Source organism: Streptomyces sp. NPDC002788 (assembly GCF_053592115.1).
Genome location: NZ_JBSFVB010000007.1, coordinates 59,267 through 74,246, shown reverse-complemented (window position 1 = coordinate 74,246; position 14,980 = coordinate 59,267). Strand labels below are relative to the sequence as shown.

The 14,980-nt window shown below is 72.4% G+C and carries 12 protein-coding genes; 1 reads left to right on the top strand and 11 read right to left on the bottom strand.

Translation table 11 applies throughout. The features are described 5' to 3' along the window. Positions 1-9 precede the first annotated feature (9 nt). From ACWD1U_RS14985 to ACWD1U_RS14960, 6 genes are all read right to left on the bottom strand, one after another. Positions 10-3,075, bottom strand: coding sequence for a helix-turn-helix transcriptional regulator (locus tag ACWD1U_RS14985; RefSeq protein ID WP_451107969.1), 3,066 nt, complete (start codon positions 3,073-3,075; stop codon positions 10-12). Between the two features lie 337 nt (positions 3,076-3,412). Further along, entirely contained in the window at positions 3,413-3,598 is a 186-nt protein-coding gene (locus ACWD1U_RS14980; RefSeq protein WP_451107637.1) for a hypothetical protein, read from the bottom strand. A gap of 197 nt (positions 3,599-3,795) precedes the next feature. Then, entirely contained in the window at positions 3,796-4,332 is a 537-nt protein-coding gene (locus ACWD1U_RS14975; protein ID WP_451107636.1) for a hypothetical protein, read from the bottom strand. 35 nt (positions 4,333-4,367) lie between these two features. Then, on the bottom strand, positions 4,368-4,940 hold the full coding sequence (locus tag ACWD1U_RS14970) for a GNAT family N-acetyltransferase (RefSeq protein ID WP_451107635.1): 573 nt from the start codon (positions 4,938-4,940) through the stop codon (positions 4,368-4,370). After that, positions 4,918-7,164 (bottom strand): MMPL family transporter, encoded by a 2,247-nt coding sequence (locus ACWD1U_RS14965; protein ID WP_451107633.1) that lies wholly within the window; start codon positions 7,162-7,164, stop codon positions 4,918-4,920. The genes ACWD1U_RS14970 and ACWD1U_RS14965 overlap by 23 nt, the downstream gene beginning before the upstream one ends. Positions 7,165-7,322: 158 nt before the next feature. Further along, entirely contained in the window at positions 7,323-7,670 is a 348-nt protein-coding gene (locus ACWD1U_RS14960; protein ID WP_451107632.1) for a hypothetical protein, read from the bottom strand. A gap of 191 nt (positions 7,671-7,861) precedes the next feature. On the opposite strand from ACWD1U_RS14960, the gene ACWD1U_RS14955 reads away from it, so the two are divergent. After that, positions 7,862-8,665 carry a methyltransferase domain-containing protein gene (locus tag ACWD1U_RS14955; RefSeq protein ID WP_451107631.1) on the top strand — a complete coding sequence of 268 codons (804 nt, stop codon included), beginning with the start codon at positions 7,862-7,864 and terminating at the stop codon, positions 8,663-8,665. A gap of 61 nt (positions 8,666-8,726) precedes the next feature. On the opposite strand, the gene gatB is transcribed toward ACWD1U_RS14955, so the two are convergent. From gatB to ACWD1U_RS14930, 5 genes are all read right to left on the bottom strand, one after another. Next, on the bottom strand, positions 8,727-10,241 hold the full coding sequence (gatB, locus tag ACWD1U_RS14950) for an Asp-tRNA(Asn)/Glu-tRNA(Gln) amidotransferase subunit GatB (RefSeq protein ID WP_451107629.1): 1,515 nt from the start codon (positions 10,239-10,241) through the stop codon (positions 8,727-8,729). Positions 10,242-10,256: 15 nt separating this feature from the next. Continuing rightward, on the bottom strand, positions 10,257-10,496 hold the full coding sequence (locus tag ACWD1U_RS14945; protein WP_451107627.1) for a hypothetical protein: 240 nt from the start codon (positions 10,494-10,496) through the stop codon (positions 10,257-10,259). Next, complete coding sequence (gene gatA, locus ACWD1U_RS14940) at positions 10,493-11,986, bottom strand: Asp-tRNA(Asn)/Glu-tRNA(Gln) amidotransferase subunit GatA (protein ID WP_451107626.1); 1,494 nt, start codon at positions 11,984-11,986, stop codon at positions 10,493-10,495. The genes ACWD1U_RS14945 and gatA overlap by 4 nt, the downstream gene beginning before the upstream one ends. A 6-nt stretch (positions 11,987-11,992) precedes the next feature. Further along, complete coding sequence (gene gatC / locus ACWD1U_RS14935; RefSeq protein ID WP_018531282.1) at positions 11,993-12,289, bottom strand: Asp-tRNA(Asn)/Glu-tRNA(Gln) amidotransferase subunit GatC; 297 nt, start codon at positions 12,287-12,289, stop codon at positions 11,993-11,995. Between the two features lie 329 nt (positions 12,290-12,618). Then, the gene (locus ACWD1U_RS14930) at positions 12,619-14,922 is read right to left on the bottom strand and encodes a putative bifunctional diguanylate cyclase/phosphodiesterase (protein ID WP_451107624.1); all 2,304 of its coding nucleotides are present in this window, start codon (positions 14,920-14,922) and stop codon (positions 12,619-12,621) included. Positions 14,923-14,980 lie beyond the last annotated feature (58 nt).

Sequence of the window (14,980 nt, the reverse complement as noted above, 5' to 3'; positions counted from 1 at the left end):
GCGTATGCCTCAGCCCGCCGGACCGGGCATGAGCGTTTCGGACGGGAACAGACCCAGCCGGTGTGCCAGCGCCGCCGCCTCGCCCCGCCCGGAGACACCGAGCTTCGCCAGGATGTTGGAGACGTGGACGCTCGCCGTCTTCGGGGAGATGAACAGCTCCTGCGCTATCCGGCGGTTGGTGTGCCCGGCGGCGACCAGGCGCAGCACGTCCCGTTCCCGGCTGGTGAGGCCCAGGGTCCCGGCGGGGTCCGCGGAGGCCGGTTCAAGGGCCGGAGTGAGCGGGAGCCGAGCCCGCTGGGCGAGCGCGCCGGCGGCGTCGGCGAGCGGCCGGGCACCGAGGTGGCGGGCGACGGCGTGGACGAGGCGGAGCAGCTCCGTGGCGCGGGCGCGGTCGTCCTCGCCGCCGCCCGCCAGCAGGGACTCGGCCAGGCGGTGCCGAACCCGGGCGAGGTCGTAGGGCCGGTCCAGGGGCTCGAAGGCCGTGACCACATGGGACCAGATGTCCGGGGTGCTCCGGCCCGCCGCGCGGTGCAGCTCTGCGCGGACCCACTGCTCGTGCGCGAGCCAGACGGGGGCGTGGGTGGTGAGGCGCTTGACGGCGCTGAAGACGGCGTCCAGGACCTCCTCACGGCCGTCCCGCGCGGCTGGCAGAGCCCGGGCGTCGGCCTCGGCGGTGGCCGCTTCGAGCAGCAACGGCCAGGCGTAGCGCTGGGTGCCGGGAGGGAAGCCGGACTTCAGGGTGCGGGCCAGTTCGGCGCGGGCGTCGGCCAGACGCCCCTCGGCGACGGCGACCGCGATGGTGAGGCAGGCGAGCGGCAGGTCGTGCTGCGGCATGGGGTCGTGCGGCCCGAAGGCGGCGCGGCCCTCGGCGAGATGCCGGGCTGCCTCGGGCACCCGACCGCGGGCGAGCCCGAGGAACGCCAAACTGTTCGCGCCGGACCCGTGCGGACCGGCGGTCTGACCGCGCCGCTGGGCGTTGCCGGCGGCCTCGGCGGCCTCGTCCCAGCGGCCCAGGGAGATGAGCGATTCGGCGAGATTGCTCCAGATCCAGGCCTCGGCGTCCCGCAGACCCATCGTCCGCGTGAGCCGCAGGCCCTCACGCAGCATCCCGACGGCCTCCTCGGAGCGGCCGACGCCTTCGAGGGCGGAGGGCAGGTTCACATGGCTGCGGCCCACGATCGCCGCGAGACCCCGTGCGACCACCTCGTCCCTGACGTCGTACATGTGGGCGAGCCCGGCGTCGATCTGCCCGGCTTCGACCATGAGTCCGCCGAGGGTGAGGCGGGCGTTGGACTCGATGTCGTCGGCGCCCACCATGCGCGCGTACTCGACGGCTCGCTCGGCGGCCGTCAGGGCCTCCGGGCCGGGTTCGTGGAGCATCGACCAGTGGGCGGCCGTGGCGAGCACCTCGGCGTGCACCACGGACGGCGGCAGGCCCCGGACCAGCTCCTGTGCGGTGGCGATCTCCTTCCAGCCGTCACCCCGGGCCAGCCCCTGCACCAGCCGGGAGCGCTGGGTCCAGAACCAGGCGGCGCGCAAGGGGTCGGCCTCCTCGTCCAGCAGGCGCAGCGCCCGCTTGGTGATCTGCAGGGCGCGTTCGCGCTCCCCGCACAGCCGTCCGGCCACGGCCGCCTCGGCCAGGAGGTCGAGGTGGCGCAGGGCGGCGGCCGGGTGGCAGCCGCTGGGGGTCCCCCCACGCCGTTCGGGCGGCGGGGGAGGGTACACCTCGGCGCAGTCGACGGGGCGCAGGGTACGGCGTACGGCCTCGGGGGCGGTGTCCCACAGCTCCATCGCCCGCTCCAGCAGCCGCAGTTGCTCGGCGTAGGCGTGCCGGCGGCGGGCTTCGACCGAGGCGTCGAGGACGGCGGGCAGGGCCTTGGCGGCGTCGTGGGCGTGGTACCAGTAGCTGGCCAGGCGAGTCGCGCGCTGGTCGGCCGGGACCAGGGCCGGGTCGGTCTCCAGGGCCTCGGCGTAGCGGCGGTTGAGGCGGGAGCGTTCACCGGGGAGCAGGTCGTCGCTGACGGCCTCACGGACCAGGGAGTGCCGGAAGCGGTAGCCGTCGCCGCCGGGCGCGGGGGTCAGGATGCTGGCGTTCACGGCGGCCCGCAGCGCCTCGATGAGGTCGTCCTCGGCGAGCCGGGCGACGGCCGCGAGCAGCCGGTACTCGACGGTGGAGCCGCCCTCGGCGACGATCCGGGCGACCTGCTGCGCGGGCTCCGGCATCCCCTCCACCCGGACGAGCAGCAGATCGCGCAGGGAGTCGGTCAGGCCCGTCCGGCAGCCCTCGTGGGTGGCGACGGCGAGTTCCTCCACGAAGAAGGCGTTGCCGTCGGAGCGTTCGAAGATCGCGTCGACCCGGTCCGGATCGGGTTCGTGGGCGAGGATGCCGGCGACCTGGCGGCACACCTCCTCGCGTGTGAAGCGGCCGAGGTCGAGGCGGCGGACGGTGCGGAGCCGGTCGAGTTCGGCGAGCAGCGGCCTCATGGGGTGTCGACGGTGGATGTCGTCGGAACGGTAGGTGGCGAGGACGACCAGGCGGCCGGTGCGCAGGGTGCGCAAGAGGTAGGAGAGCAAGTGGCGGGTGGAGGCATCGGCCCAGTGGAGGTCCTCCAGGGCGAGGACGACGGTGTGCTCGGCGGCGACGCGTTCCAGCAGGCGAGCGGTGAGCTCGAAGAGTCGGCCCATGCCGTCCTCGTCGTGCCGGCCGGTGCCGGACTCGCCCAGTTCGGGCAGGAGCCTGGCCAGTTCCTCCTCCTGACCGGCGGCCGCGGCGGCCATCTCGGCGGGGAGTTCGCGGCGCAGGGCGCGCAGGGCGGTGGAGAAGGGCGCGAAGGGCAGTCCGTCGGCGCCGATCTCCACGCAGCCGCCGAGTGCGACCACCGCGCCCCGGCGGCGGGCGGCACCGGCGAACTCCTCGACCAGGCGGGTCTTGCCGACCCCGGCCTCCCCACCGATGAGCAGTGCCTGCGGATCGCCGCCGCCGGAGCGGGCGAGCGCGTCGTGCAGCGTGCCCAACTCCTCGGCACGGCCGACGAACACGGGGCTGACGGACCTGGTCTCCACGGGCCCGAGCATCGCATGCGGGTCCGACGGCACGGCACCGGTTTTCCCCAGGGCGTACGGGGCACCGGGCACCACTGTCCTACGGACGGTCACGGGACCGACACCGCTTTGCGCACCTCCGACCGCGGCACCGGCCCCCGAGCCCGTAGGGACGATTGGGTCACCCGCCGCCGATCCCGTACGCACAACCGCGCCCCCACCGCCGATCCCGCGCCGACGCCTCCGCCACCGGTCGCGGGCCCTGTACCGGTGACCGTGCCACCGGCCACCCCTCCCGTACCGGAGGACGCGATGTCCGCCGCCGGTCCCGGCGGAGCGGCCACCGCGGCGGCCGTCCCCGTCCCGCTTTTCACGCGGTCCGGGTGGAGCGGAGGCGGCGGAAACGGCGCGTATGGCTTTCGTGCTCGGCGGAGTCCTGGGCCGTTTCCCGACGGGCGGTGCGGCGCGCACGGGCGGCCTCGTGGACCAGGCGCTCGTGGTCGGCACGGCGGATGAGGTCGGCGGTGCGCAGCTGCTGGAGTGCGTACTCGTGCATGTCGTGTCCTTGGAGAGAGGTTGGTCACGGAGGGGTTCTCCGCGATGACTTCACTCTCGTCTCCCAGGCGGGGCGGCCACATCGGGAGAGTTCCGCATCTTCGGCGGCGGCAGGGGCCTTAGGACACGACTGAGGGGCCCCAGGGCATCCGTAAGGTGCTCACGGATGTCCTAAGACCCCTCGAAAACCGAACTGACTCAGCTCGCCGACGGCAGTCCGAGCAGGATGTCGGTGTACTTGAGGACGGCCAGGAACAGGCCGATGACGCCGAGCGCGACACCCGCCCAGGCGACCGACTTGATCCAGGGGGCCTGGATCCGGCCGGGCGTGCCGAACGCGGGCCGGGCCAGCGTGACGACGCCGACGATCAGCGCGGTCAGCGCGAACAGGCCGCCCCACAGGGCGGTGGTCTGCCAGGCGTCGCCGTAGACCGCCTGGATCTGCTTCGCCACGCTCGCGTTCTGCGCGGTCTGCAGCTGACCGATGAGGTTCTGGCGCGCGGCGGCCACCGTGCCGATCCAGCTGCCGGTGAGCGAGACGACGCCCAGCGCGGCGGAGACCACGGCGGCGGCGCCCTGGCCGACGCCGGACGGGCTCTCCTCCTTGATCTCCGTTTCCTCGGCCGCGGCCGGGGCCTCGGTCTGCGTCACCTCGTCGGACTCGGTGGTCTTCACCGCCTTCTCGTCGGTCGTGGCCTCGGTGGCCTCGGTCTCGTCCACTGCGTTCGTTGCCATGCCTCGCACCGTAGGGTCGCTGTCTGAGAAGTCTCTTAATGATCGTCGTGAGCGGCACGCGCGTGTGCGGCGCGCCACTCGGGCGCCAGCAGCGACCAGACTTCGAGATCGTGCCGTACGCCACGATAGAGGTGCGCCTCGCGCCGCACACCGTCGCGGCTCATACCGAGTCGCCGCGCCACGTTCAGGCTCGGCTGGTTCCCCGAGGCGGCGACCCACTCGATGCGGTGGATGCCACGCTCCTCGACCGCCCAGTCGATCAGCACCCGCATCGCGCGCGTGACGAGGCCACGGCCCGTACCGGCGGGCTCCAGCCAGCAGCCGACCTCGCAGGTGCCGGTCGCGGCGTCGAAGTTCAAGAACAGCACTCCGCCCACGAGCGTGCCCTCCAGCCACAGGCCGTGCAGGGACCCCGTGTCGGCGGCGCGCATGTCGGCGTAGCGCTGGAGCTTCGCACGGGCCGAGGCCAGATCCGTCTCGGTCGTCCCGAACGGGACGTACTGCCCGATGAACTCCCGCCCTCGCTCCAGGTGCGCCAGGAACTCCCCGGCGTGCCAGGGCTCCAGGGGTTTCAGTTCGGCGTCGTCACCCAGGGATATCGCGTACATCCCGCTGCCGCTCCTCCTCCGCCAGGACGTCCGCCACCTCGGCGTCCGTCGCGGCGGCCAGCCTCTCATGGGCAGCCCGGCTCTCGGGCGGTTCGATGCTGAGGCGCGGCATGCGCCGGTCGAGCCAGCGGGGCAGCCACCAGTTGGCGCCGCCGAGCAGGTGCATCAGCGCGGGGACGAGGAGCGTGCGCAGGACGAAGGCGTCCAGTGCGACGGCGGCCGCCAGGGCGATGCCGAACATGGCGATCACCCGGTCGCCGCTGAGCACGAAGGCCAGGAAGACGGAGATCATGATGACCGCCGCCGAGTTGATCACCCGGCTGGTCTCGGCGAGGCCGACGCGCACCGCACGCCGGTTGTCGCCGGTCTCCAGCCACTCCTCGTACATCCGGCTGACCAGGAAGACCTGGTAGTCCATGGAGAGACCGAAGAGCACCGACACCATGATCACGGGCAGGAACGGCTCAATGGGCCCGGCGCTGCCGAGGCCGAGCGCTTCGCTGCCCCAGCCCCACTGGAAGATCGCGACGACCACGCCGAAGGCGGAGGCCACGGCGGCGACGTTCATCGCGCCGGCCTTCAGCGGTATGCCGACCGAGCGGAAGGCGAGCAGGAGCAGCAGACAGCCCAGGCCGATCACCACCCCGACGAAGACGGGCAGCTTGGAGACGATGACGTCGGCGAAGTCGTCGTAGCCGGCCGTCACCCCGCCCACCTGCACATCGAGGGAGGTGCCCGACTCGGCGCGGGGCAGCACCTCCTCGCGCAGCCGGTCGACGAGGTCGCTGGTCCGCTTCGACTGCGGGGAGGACTCCGGTACGACGGTCAGGTAGGCGGTCCGGCCGCCGGAGTCGAAGGTCACCGGGGTCACCGAGGCGACGCCGTCGGTGGCGCGGAGCGTTCCGTCGAGGTTGTCCAGGGCGAGCTTGTCGTCGGCGCCGTCGACCTTGGTGACGAGAGTGAGCGGGCCGTTCACGCCCGGACCGAAGCCGTCGGCGAGGAGGTCGTAGGCCTGGCGGGTGGTAGCGGTCTTCGGGTCGTTGCCCTGGTCGGAGGTGCCCAGGCGCAGGGAGAACGTGGGCAGCGCGAGGACGGCCATGACGACCAGCGCGACCGCACCGAGCACCTTGGGGTGGCGCTCGACGAACGCCGACCAACGGGCGGCGAAGCCGGTGGGCAGCTCGGGCTCGGGTCCGTGGTCCGCCAGGCGGCGGCGCTCGCGGCGGCTGAGGGCGCGCACGCCGATGAGGGACAGCAGGGCGGGCAGGAGGGTCACGGACGCCGCGACGGTGAGGACCACGGTGAGGCCGGCCGCTATGGCGACGCCGTTGAGGAAGCCGAGCCGGAGGGTCAGCATGCCCAGCAGGGCGATGCAAACGGTGGCACCCGCGAAGACGACCGCGCGTCCCGTGGTCGCGACGGCGTTCGTGGCCGCCTCGGTCACGGACAGCCCTCGTTTCAGCCCGCGCCGGTGTCTGGTGACGATGAACAATGCGTAGTCGATGCCGACGCCGAGCCCGATCAGCATGCCCAGCATGGGCGCGAAGTCGGCCACGGTCATCGCGTGCCCGAGGAGCACGATCCCGGCGTAGGCGGTACCGACGCCGACCAGGGCGGTGGCGATGGGCAGCAGGGAGGCGGCGAGCGAACCGAAGGCGAGGAACAGCACGACCGCGGCGACGACCACGCCGACGATCTCGGCGAGGTGCCCGCCGGAGGACTCGGTGAGCGCCACGGCACTGCCGCCGAGCTCCACCTGGAGCCCGTCGGTCTCGGCGGCCTTCGCGGTGTCGACGACCGCCCTGGCCTCGCCCTTGCCGATGTCCTGGGCCTGGGCGTCGAAGGTGACCGTGGCGTACGCCGTCCGGCCGTCCGCGCTGATGCGGCCCGTGCCCGGCCCGTCGTAGGGACTGGTGACCGAGGCCACCCCGGGGAGGTTCTCGACGCGGTTCAGTGTGCGGGTCATCGTCTGCTCGACGTCGGCGGCGCGGACGCTGCCGGACGTGGTGTGCCAGACGACGGTGTCGCTGTCACCGCCGAGCTGCGGGAAGCCGTCGTGCAGCAGCTGGGTGGCGCGGCCGGACTCGGTGCCGGGAACCTGGTAGTCGTTCGAGTACGTGGTGCCGGCGGCGGCGGCGCCCGCGGCCATGCCCGCGAAGGCGAGGAGCCACAGCAGAACGGTGACCAGACGGCGCTGGACGCACCAGCGTGCGAGGGCTGCCACGGAACGTGCTCCCGGAGTTGCTTCGTGTGGATCTTTGACCGGGAGCAGTCGTACTGGAACTGAACAGCCCGCAAAGAACGCGTGAGCAATGCGATGCCACTCTTACAGCCGAACGAGATCATTTGTCGGTTTCGTGGGCTTATTCACAGCGGCCGCGGTCAGTCGAACCGGTCCCCCAGCGCCATCACCATCATCCCCGCGATGAGCAGCCACAGTGCCCGCCGGGTACGGCCCCGGGAGCCCAGGACGGCGGCGGCGGCGCACACGGCGGCTCCACAGGCGTACGCCGCGGGGACGAGGAGGGGTGCCGAGCGGATGAGGCGGTGCAGTGCCGCGGCCAGGCCTGCCAGGGCCAGTGCGGCGCCGGCAGCCGCCGTCCAGCGGGCCCGGCGGGCGTCCACCACCGGGTCGCCGGTGTCGTCGAGATCGTCGGCATCGTCCTGCTCGGCGGTCGCCTCCGAGTCAGCTGTTTCCGGGTCGGTGCCGGAATCAGCACGTCCACTCATGGCCGAGACGGTAGCGCGACGGGCGGGGAAAACCGGGTGCGGGGCCGAGGGGTCGGCTGTTAGCGTCCGCTGGTCCGAGGAATGCCCGCGGCATCCCGCCGCCCGGCCGAAGCAGGTGCATTGTTTGACGGTCCGACCGAGCTCCGACGCATCCCCTTTCTTCCTCAAGGACTCAAGGAGCCCGTTCACCGATGTCGGACATCACTTCCCGGACCTCGAACGACCCCCTCACTGACCGTGTGAGCCACCCCGGCTACCCGCGCAGCAACGGCTACGGCGCCCGCTGGACCATCGACAACCAGATGGGCCCGCACGCGCTGTGGCTGCTGGAGTGGCTGGCCCCCGCCCTGGGGCTCGACACCCTGCGCCCGGGCTCGCGCGTGCTCGACCTGGGCTGTGGCCGCGCCATGACGTCGATCTTCCTCGCCAAGGAGTACGACGCCCAGGTCACCGCCGCCGACCTGTGGATCAAGCCCGACGAGAACGCCGGGCGCATCGCCGAGGCGGGCGTCGCCGACCGCGTCCTGCCCGTGCTCGCCGAGGCGCACGACCTGCCGTTCGGCGAGAACAGCTTCGACACGATCGTCTCCGTCGACGCCTACCACTACTTCGGCACCAACGACCTGTACCTGCCCGAGCTGACGAGGTTGCTGAAGCCCGGCGGCCGGATCGGCGTCGTCGTACCGGCGCTGCGTGAGGAGATCGACGGCGTCGAGCCGCCGGAGCACCTCAAGCCGTACTGGGAGCCCGGGTTCTGGAGCTTCCACACCGCCGCCTGGTGGCGCCGCCACTGGACCCGCAGCGGTGCCGTGGAGGTCGAGACGGCCGACTGGCTGGAGGACGGCTGGCGCGACTGGCTGCGCTGGTGCGAGGTCGTGGTCGAGGAGCACTCGGACGAGTGGCACATCCGGATGGCCGGACAGTGCGCCGAGATGCTGCGCCTCGACCGGGGCGAGACGCTGGGCTTCGTCCGGGTCGTCGGCCGTCGCCTGTAGGAGTACGCACGCGCAGGGGGGATGCACCGTCGGTGCATCCCCCCTGCGGGGTTCGCGGAGGTCAGCCCTCGCTGACGCCCAGCTTCTCCAGGATCAGCTCCTTGACGCGGGCCGCGTCGGCCTGACCCCGGGTCGCCTTCATGACCGCGCCGACCAGGGCGCCGGCCGCGGCCACCTTGCCGCCGCGGATCTTGTCCGCGATGGCCGGGTTGCCGGCGATGGCCTCCTCGACGGCGGTGGTGAGGGCGCCTTCGTCGGAGACGACCTTCAGACCGCGCTTGTCGACGACCTCGTCCGGGGTGCCTTCGCCCGCGAGGACGCCCTCGATGACCTGCCGGGCCAGCTTGTCGTTCAGGTCGCCCTTCGCGACGAGCTCGGTGACCCGGGCGACCTGCGCCGGCGTGATCGCCAGCTCGTCGAGCGCCGTGCCCGACTCGTTGGCGCTGCGGGCCAGCTCGCCCATCCACCACTTGCGGGCGGAGGCCGCGTCCGCCCCGGCCTCGATGGTGGCGACGATCGGCTCCAGCGCACCGGCGTTGAGGATCGCCTGCATGTCGGTGGCGGAGACGCCCCACTCCTCACGGAGCCGGTTGCGGCGGACCAGCGGCAGCTCGGGCAGGCCGGCCCGGATCTCCTCGACCCACTCGCGCGACGGCGCCACCGGGACGAGGTCGGGCTCGGGGAAGTACCGGTAGTCCTCGGCCTCCTCCTTCACCCGGCCCGAGGTCGTGGACCCGGTGTCCTCGTGGAAGTGGCGGGTCTCCTGGACGATCGTGCCGCCGGAGGAGAGCACGGCCGCGTGCCGCTGGATTTCGTAGCGCGCGGCGCGCTCCACGGACCTGAGCGAGTTGACGTTCTTCGTCTCGGACCGCGTGCCGAACTTCTCGCTGCCGTTCGGGCGCAGCGACAGGTTCACGTCGCAGCGCATCTGGCCCATCTCCATACGGGCCTCCGAGACGCCGAGCGCCTTGATGAGCTCGCGCAGCTCACGGACGTAGGCCCGCGCGACCTCCGGGGCCCGCTCGCCGGCGCCCTCGATCGGCTTGGTGACGATCTCGATGAGCGGGATGCCGGCGCGGTTGTAGTCCAGCAGGGAGTGGGACGCGCCGTGGATACGGCCCGTCGCGCCACCGACGTGTGTCGACTTGCCGGTGTCCTCCTCCATGTGGGCGCGCTCGATCTCCACGCGGAAGGTCTCGCCGTCCTCCAGCTGCACGTCGAGGTAGCCGTTGAAGGCGATCGGCTCGTCGTACTGGGAGGTCTGGAAGTTCTTCGGCATGTCCGGATAGAAGTAGTTCTTCCGGGCGAAGCGGCACCACTCGGCGATCTCGCAGTTCAGCGCGAGACCGATCTTGATGGCGGACTCGACGGCGGTCGCGTTGACGACCGGGAGCGCGCCGGGCAGGCCGAGGCAGACCGGGCAGGTCTGCGTGTTGGCGTCCTGGCCGAGGGCGGTCGAACAGCCGCAGAACATCTTGGTCTTGGTGCCGAGTTCGACATGGACCTCGAGGCCCATGACGGGGTCGTACGACGCGAGTGCGTCCTCGTACGACACCAGGTCGGTCGTGGTGGTCACGGTGAAACTTCCCTCTCAGCCCAGCAGGACGTCGTCGTCGCCCAGCCGCTTCAGCTCGCGATAGAGAATGGCCAGGTTGGTGACGACCGCCGCTCCGGTCACGACGGCGTCGAGCAGCCGCAGCGTGTCGTTGTCCCCGCGGGCCTTCTTCATCTGCTTGTAGACACCGACGGCGCCGAACGCCGACGTGGCCATCGACAGGTACAGGCCGGACTTGGACGCCTTGAAGCCCTTGGCCTTGGACAGTGCGCTCACAGCGACGGAGCCTCCTCGATCAGCGGATGGCCCCACTTTTCCACGAAGGCGGCCTCGACGGCGGCACCGACCTTGTACAGGCGGTCGTCCTTCATGACGGGGGCGATGATCTGCAGGCCGACCGGGAGGTCGTCCTCCGGGGCGAGACCGCACGGCAGCGACATCGCCGCGTTGCCCGCCAGGTTGGTCGGGATGGTGCACAGGTCGGCGAGGTACATCGCCATCGGGTCGTCGGCGCGCTCGCCGATCGCGAAGGCGGTGGTCGGGGTCGTCGGGGAGACGATGACGTCGACCTGCTCGAACGCCTTGTCGAAGTCCTGCTTGATGAGCGTGCGGACCTTCTGGGCGCTGCCGTAGTAGGCGTCGTAGTAGCCGCTCGAAAGTGCGTACGTACCGAGCATGATGCGGCGCTTGACCTCGGGTCCGAAGCCCGCCTCACGGGTGAGGGAGGTGACCTCCTCGGCCGAGTGGCTGCCGTCGTCGCCGGTCCGCACGCCGTAGCGCAGGCCGTCGAAGCGGGCGAGATTGGACGAGCACTCGGACGGGGCGATCAGGTAGTACGCCGACAGCGCCAGGTCGAAGGACGGGCAGTCCAGCTCGACGATCTCGGCACCCAGCTCCTTGAGGAGCATGACCGACTCGTCGAACCGCTGGATGACGCCGGCCTGGTAGCCCTCGCCGCGGAACTGCTTGACGACGCCGACGCGCATGCCCTCGACGCTGCCGTTGCGGGCGGCCTCGACGACCGCCGGGACGGGCTCGTCGATGGAGGTGGAGTCGAGCGGGTCGTGCCCGGCGATGACCTCGTGCAGCAGGGCCGCGTCCAGCACCGTGCGGGCGCAGGGCCCGCCCTGGTCGAGGGAGGACGAGAAGGCGACCATGCCGTACCGGGACACCGCGCCGTACGTCGGCTTCACACCGACAGTGCCGGTGACCGCCGCGGGCTGACGGATGGAGCCGCCGGTGTCGGTGCCGATGGCGAGGGGGGCCATGTGCGCGGCGAGCGCCGCGGAGGAGCCGCCTCCGGAGCCGCCGGGGATCTTGGTCAGGTCCCAGGGGTTGCCGGTCGGGCCGTAGGCGCTGTTCTCGGTGGAGGACCCCATGGCGAACTCGTCCATGTTGGTCTTGCCGAGGATGACGACGTCGGCGGCCTTCAGCCGCTGGGTGACGGTCGCGTCGTACGGGGGGATCCAGCCTTCGAGGATCTTCGAGCCGACGGTCGTGGGCACGCCCTCGGTGGTGAAGATGTCCTTCAGCGCGAGGGGAACGCCGGCGAGGGGTCCGAGCTTCTCGCCCCTCTCGCGCTTGTCGTCGACGGCACGGGCCTGGGCGAGGGCGCCCTCGCGGTCGACGTGCAGGAAGGCGTGCACCTTCTCGTCGACGGCCTCGATGCGGGCGAGGTGGGCCTCGGTGACCTCGACGGCCGTGAGCTCGCCGGAGGCGATCTTCGCGGCGGTCTCGGCGGCGGTGAGCTTGATGATGTCCGTCATGGCTTCTTAGTCCTCCCCCAGGATCTGCGGCACCTTGAAACGCTGCTGCTCCTGGGCCGGGGCGCCGGAGAGCGCCTGCTCGGGGGTGAGCGACGGACGGACCTCGTCCGCCCGCATGACGTTCGTCAGCGGGAGGGGGTGCGAGGTCGGCGGTACGTCTTGGTCGGCGACCTCGCTGACGCGGGCGACCGCGCCGATGATGTCGTCGAGCTGGCCTGCGAAGTGGTCGAGCTCTTCGGGCTTCAGCTCCAGACGCGCCAGCCGGGCGAGGTGGGCGACCTCCTCGCGCGTGATGCCAGGCATGCAGCGATCCTCTGGGTGAGTGAGTGTGGTTTGGCCCAATCCTATGGGGCGGGGGGCCGTGCCCGTGAAACGGTTTGCCGGTGCCTGACGGCGGGCGCGAGGGGTCGCGCCCGTGCGGAGGGTGTCAGGCGCCGTCCGGTCGTGGTTCCGGCCGGGCTCGTCACACCCGTTCCAGCCACTCCCAGCCTGCGGCAATGACCGGCTCGGTAGGGGTAGCCAGCCAGGTCAGCAGATCGGATGCCGCGGCTCGGGCCGCGGTGACGACCTCTCCGGGCACCGCGTACGCGGCCACGGTCTGCTCGAACCGGAAGACCCCGGCACGGCGAGCCTCAAACGACCCGGCCCGAGTCGTCCGCCGCCGCGGCCGGAAGCGCGGCCCGGGGGCGCTGCCAGCCCCGGGAGCCGCGGGCGCACAGCCATGCCGTGGTCTCGTCGGGAGGCATCGCGGCGGCGACCAGCCAGCCTTGGACGGCGTCGCAGCCGAGGTCGCGCAGGCGCTCCCAGGTCTCGTCGTCCTCGACGCCCTCGGCGACGACGAGCAGGCCGAGGGAGTGCGCGAGGTCGACCGTGCAGCGCACGATCTCCGCGTCCTCGGTGTCGACCGCGAGCCGGGCCACGAAGGAGCGGTCGATCTTCAGCTCGCTGACCGGGAGCCGGCGCAGGTGCACGAGGGAGGAGTAGCCCGTGCCGAAGTCGTCGAGGGACATCTTCACGCCGTGACCGGTCAGCGCGTTGAGGGTGTCGGCGGCACGCCCGGGGTCCTCCAGCAGGACGTGCTCCGTGATCTCCAGCTGGAGCGCTCCCGCCGGGACGCCGTGCCGGGCCAGCCGGGCGGCGACGGAGCCGGCGAAGCCCGGGGTGTGCACGTCACGCGGGGAGACGTTCACCGCGACCGGGACGAACAGGCCCTGGGCGCGCCAGCGGGCGACCTGGCCGAGGGCGGTCTCCAGGACGTACTCGGTGAGGTGGGGCATCAGGCCCGAGGACTCGGCGATCGCTATGAACTCGTCCGGCGGCACCTTGCCCCGCTCGGGGTGCACCCAGCGGACCAGGGCCTCCAGGCCCGCGACCTGTCCGTCGAAGCGGACCTTGGGCTGGTAGTGCAGATGCACCTCGTGCGCGTCGAGGGCGCGGCGCAGGTCGCCCAGCAGGCCGAGCCGGTCCGGGGTGTTGGAGTCGCGCTTGGACTCGTAGACCTCCACGCCCGTACGGTCGCGCTTCGCCTGGTACATCGCCACGTCCGCCCGCCGCAGCAGTCCTTCGGCGTCGAGGGCGTGGTCGGGGAAGACGGCGACCCCGGCGCTGGCCTCCAGGACGAGGGTGAGGCCGTCGAGGTCGAGCGGGGAGCTGAGGGCGGCGACCAGGTTGCGGGCGACTCGGGTCGCGGAGGTCGTGGAGTCGGCGACCGGCAATAAGACGGCGAACTCGTCCCCGCCGAGCCGGGCCGCCTCGGCACCGCGCGGCAGGGCCACCCGCAGCCGGTCGGCGATCTGCAGCAGCAGCCGGTCACCGGCCAGATGACCGAGCGTGTCGTTGACCGAACGGAAGCGGTCGAGGTCGATCAGCATCAGGGCGGCGCGGGCGTCGATCCGCTCCGCGTCGTCCAGCGCGGTCCAGATCCGCTCCAGCAGCCACTGGCGGTTGGGCAGCCCGGTCAGCGGGTCGCGCAGCTGCTCCTCCGCCCGGGCCCGGGCTATCCACAGGGTGGAGTCCAGGGCGATGAGGGGGATGGAGAACAGCGGCAGCAGGATCGGCTTGGCCGCGGCGACCACGCAGACCAGCGGCGCGATGCCCAACAGTGCGACCGCGACCAGGCCTTGTCTGACCAGGGCGGTGCGGGCGACGGTGGGCAGTCCGGGGCGCGGGGCCTGCAGGTACCAGAGCAGGACGCGGGTGACCGCCAGGTAGGCGGCGACGACCAGGGCCACCACGGGCGCGGTGGCGAGCGTCCAGGCGCCGGGCTCCGCCGGGGACTCGACGGACGGCACGGTGCCGAAGACACCCAGCACCAGGCCGCCGGCGCCGACGCCGAGGAGGTCGACCGCTCCGTGCAGCACGCCCTGACGCCAGCGGTTGCGGCGGGCCACGCCGACCAGTACGACGACCGTGAGGCTGACCATGCCGGCCGGGACCCAGCCGTACAGCAGCAGCACGGCGAGGGTGAGGGCGGCGCCCGAGCCGGTGCCGCCCCACCAGCGGGAGCGGCCCAGCATGACGAGGTGGCCGACGATGATGCCGGTCAGCACGGCCAGCGCCCAGCCGGCCGTCCCCGACGGGAAGAAGGCGTGGCCGCCGGTGAAGGCGCGGTAGAAGCCGGCGCCCAGGACGAACCCGGCCGCCACGACGACCGCCGCGGGCAGCGCGGGCCGGGCGTGGTGCCGATCGGGGTCCGGGTCCGCGTCCGCTCCGGTCAGTGCGGGGCCGTGCTCGGTGACCGGCGGCGGGGCACCGCGGCCGTCCGCCGCGGCGTGCCCCCCGCCGGTACGCCCGCCCGCGGTGTACTGTCCGACGGCGCGCACCTCCGCGCCCGGACGCCCCGCCGGCCGGCCGGCCCCACGGACTGCGCGCCATGCGACCGCCATGCGGCTCAGGCGCAGCCGTGAGCCCGGCACGGCGCTCTCGGTCGGTTCCATTCCCGTCCCTCTCACAGCCGGCGGTGCCCACGCCACGCGGCCCGGTGCCCGACAACCC

Excerpts from the sequence above, each read along its gene's own strand:
- ACWD1U_RS14975 (WP_451107636.1), bottom strand. The coding sequence starts at position 4,332 with ATGGCAACGAACGCAGTGGACGAGACCGAGGCCACCGAGGCCACGACC.
- ACWD1U_RS14955 (WP_451107631.1), top strand. The coding sequence starts at position 7,862 with ATGTCGGACATCACTTCCCGGACCTCGAACGACCCCCTCACTGACCGT.
- gatA (WP_451107626.1), bottom strand. The coding sequence starts at position 11,986 with ATGACGGACATCATCAAGCTCACCGCCGCCGAGACCGCCGCGAAGATC.
- ACWD1U_RS14980 (WP_451107637.1), bottom strand. The coding sequence starts at position 3,598 with ATGCACGAGTACGCACTCCAGCAGCTGCGCACCGCCGACCTCATCCGC.
- gatC (WP_018531282.1), bottom strand. The coding sequence starts at position 12,289 with ATGCCTGGCATCACGCGCGAGGAGGTCGCCCACCTCGCCCGGCTGGCG.
- ACWD1U_RS14960 (WP_451107632.1), bottom strand. The coding sequence starts at position 7,670 with ATGAGTGGACGTGCTGATTCCGGCACCGACCCGGAAACAGCTGACTCG.
- ACWD1U_RS14970 (WP_451107635.1), bottom strand. The coding sequence starts at position 4,940 with ATGTACGCGATATCCCTGGGTGACGACGCCGAACTGAAACCCCTGGAG.
- ACWD1U_RS14985 (WP_451107969.1), bottom strand. The coding sequence starts at position 3,075 with ATGCTCGGGCCCGTGGAGACCAGGTCCGTCAGCCCCGTGTTCGTCGGC.
- ACWD1U_RS14930 (WP_451107624.1), bottom strand. The coding sequence starts at position 14,922 with ATGGAACCGACCGAGAGCGCCGTGCCGGGCTCACGGCTGCGCCTGAGC.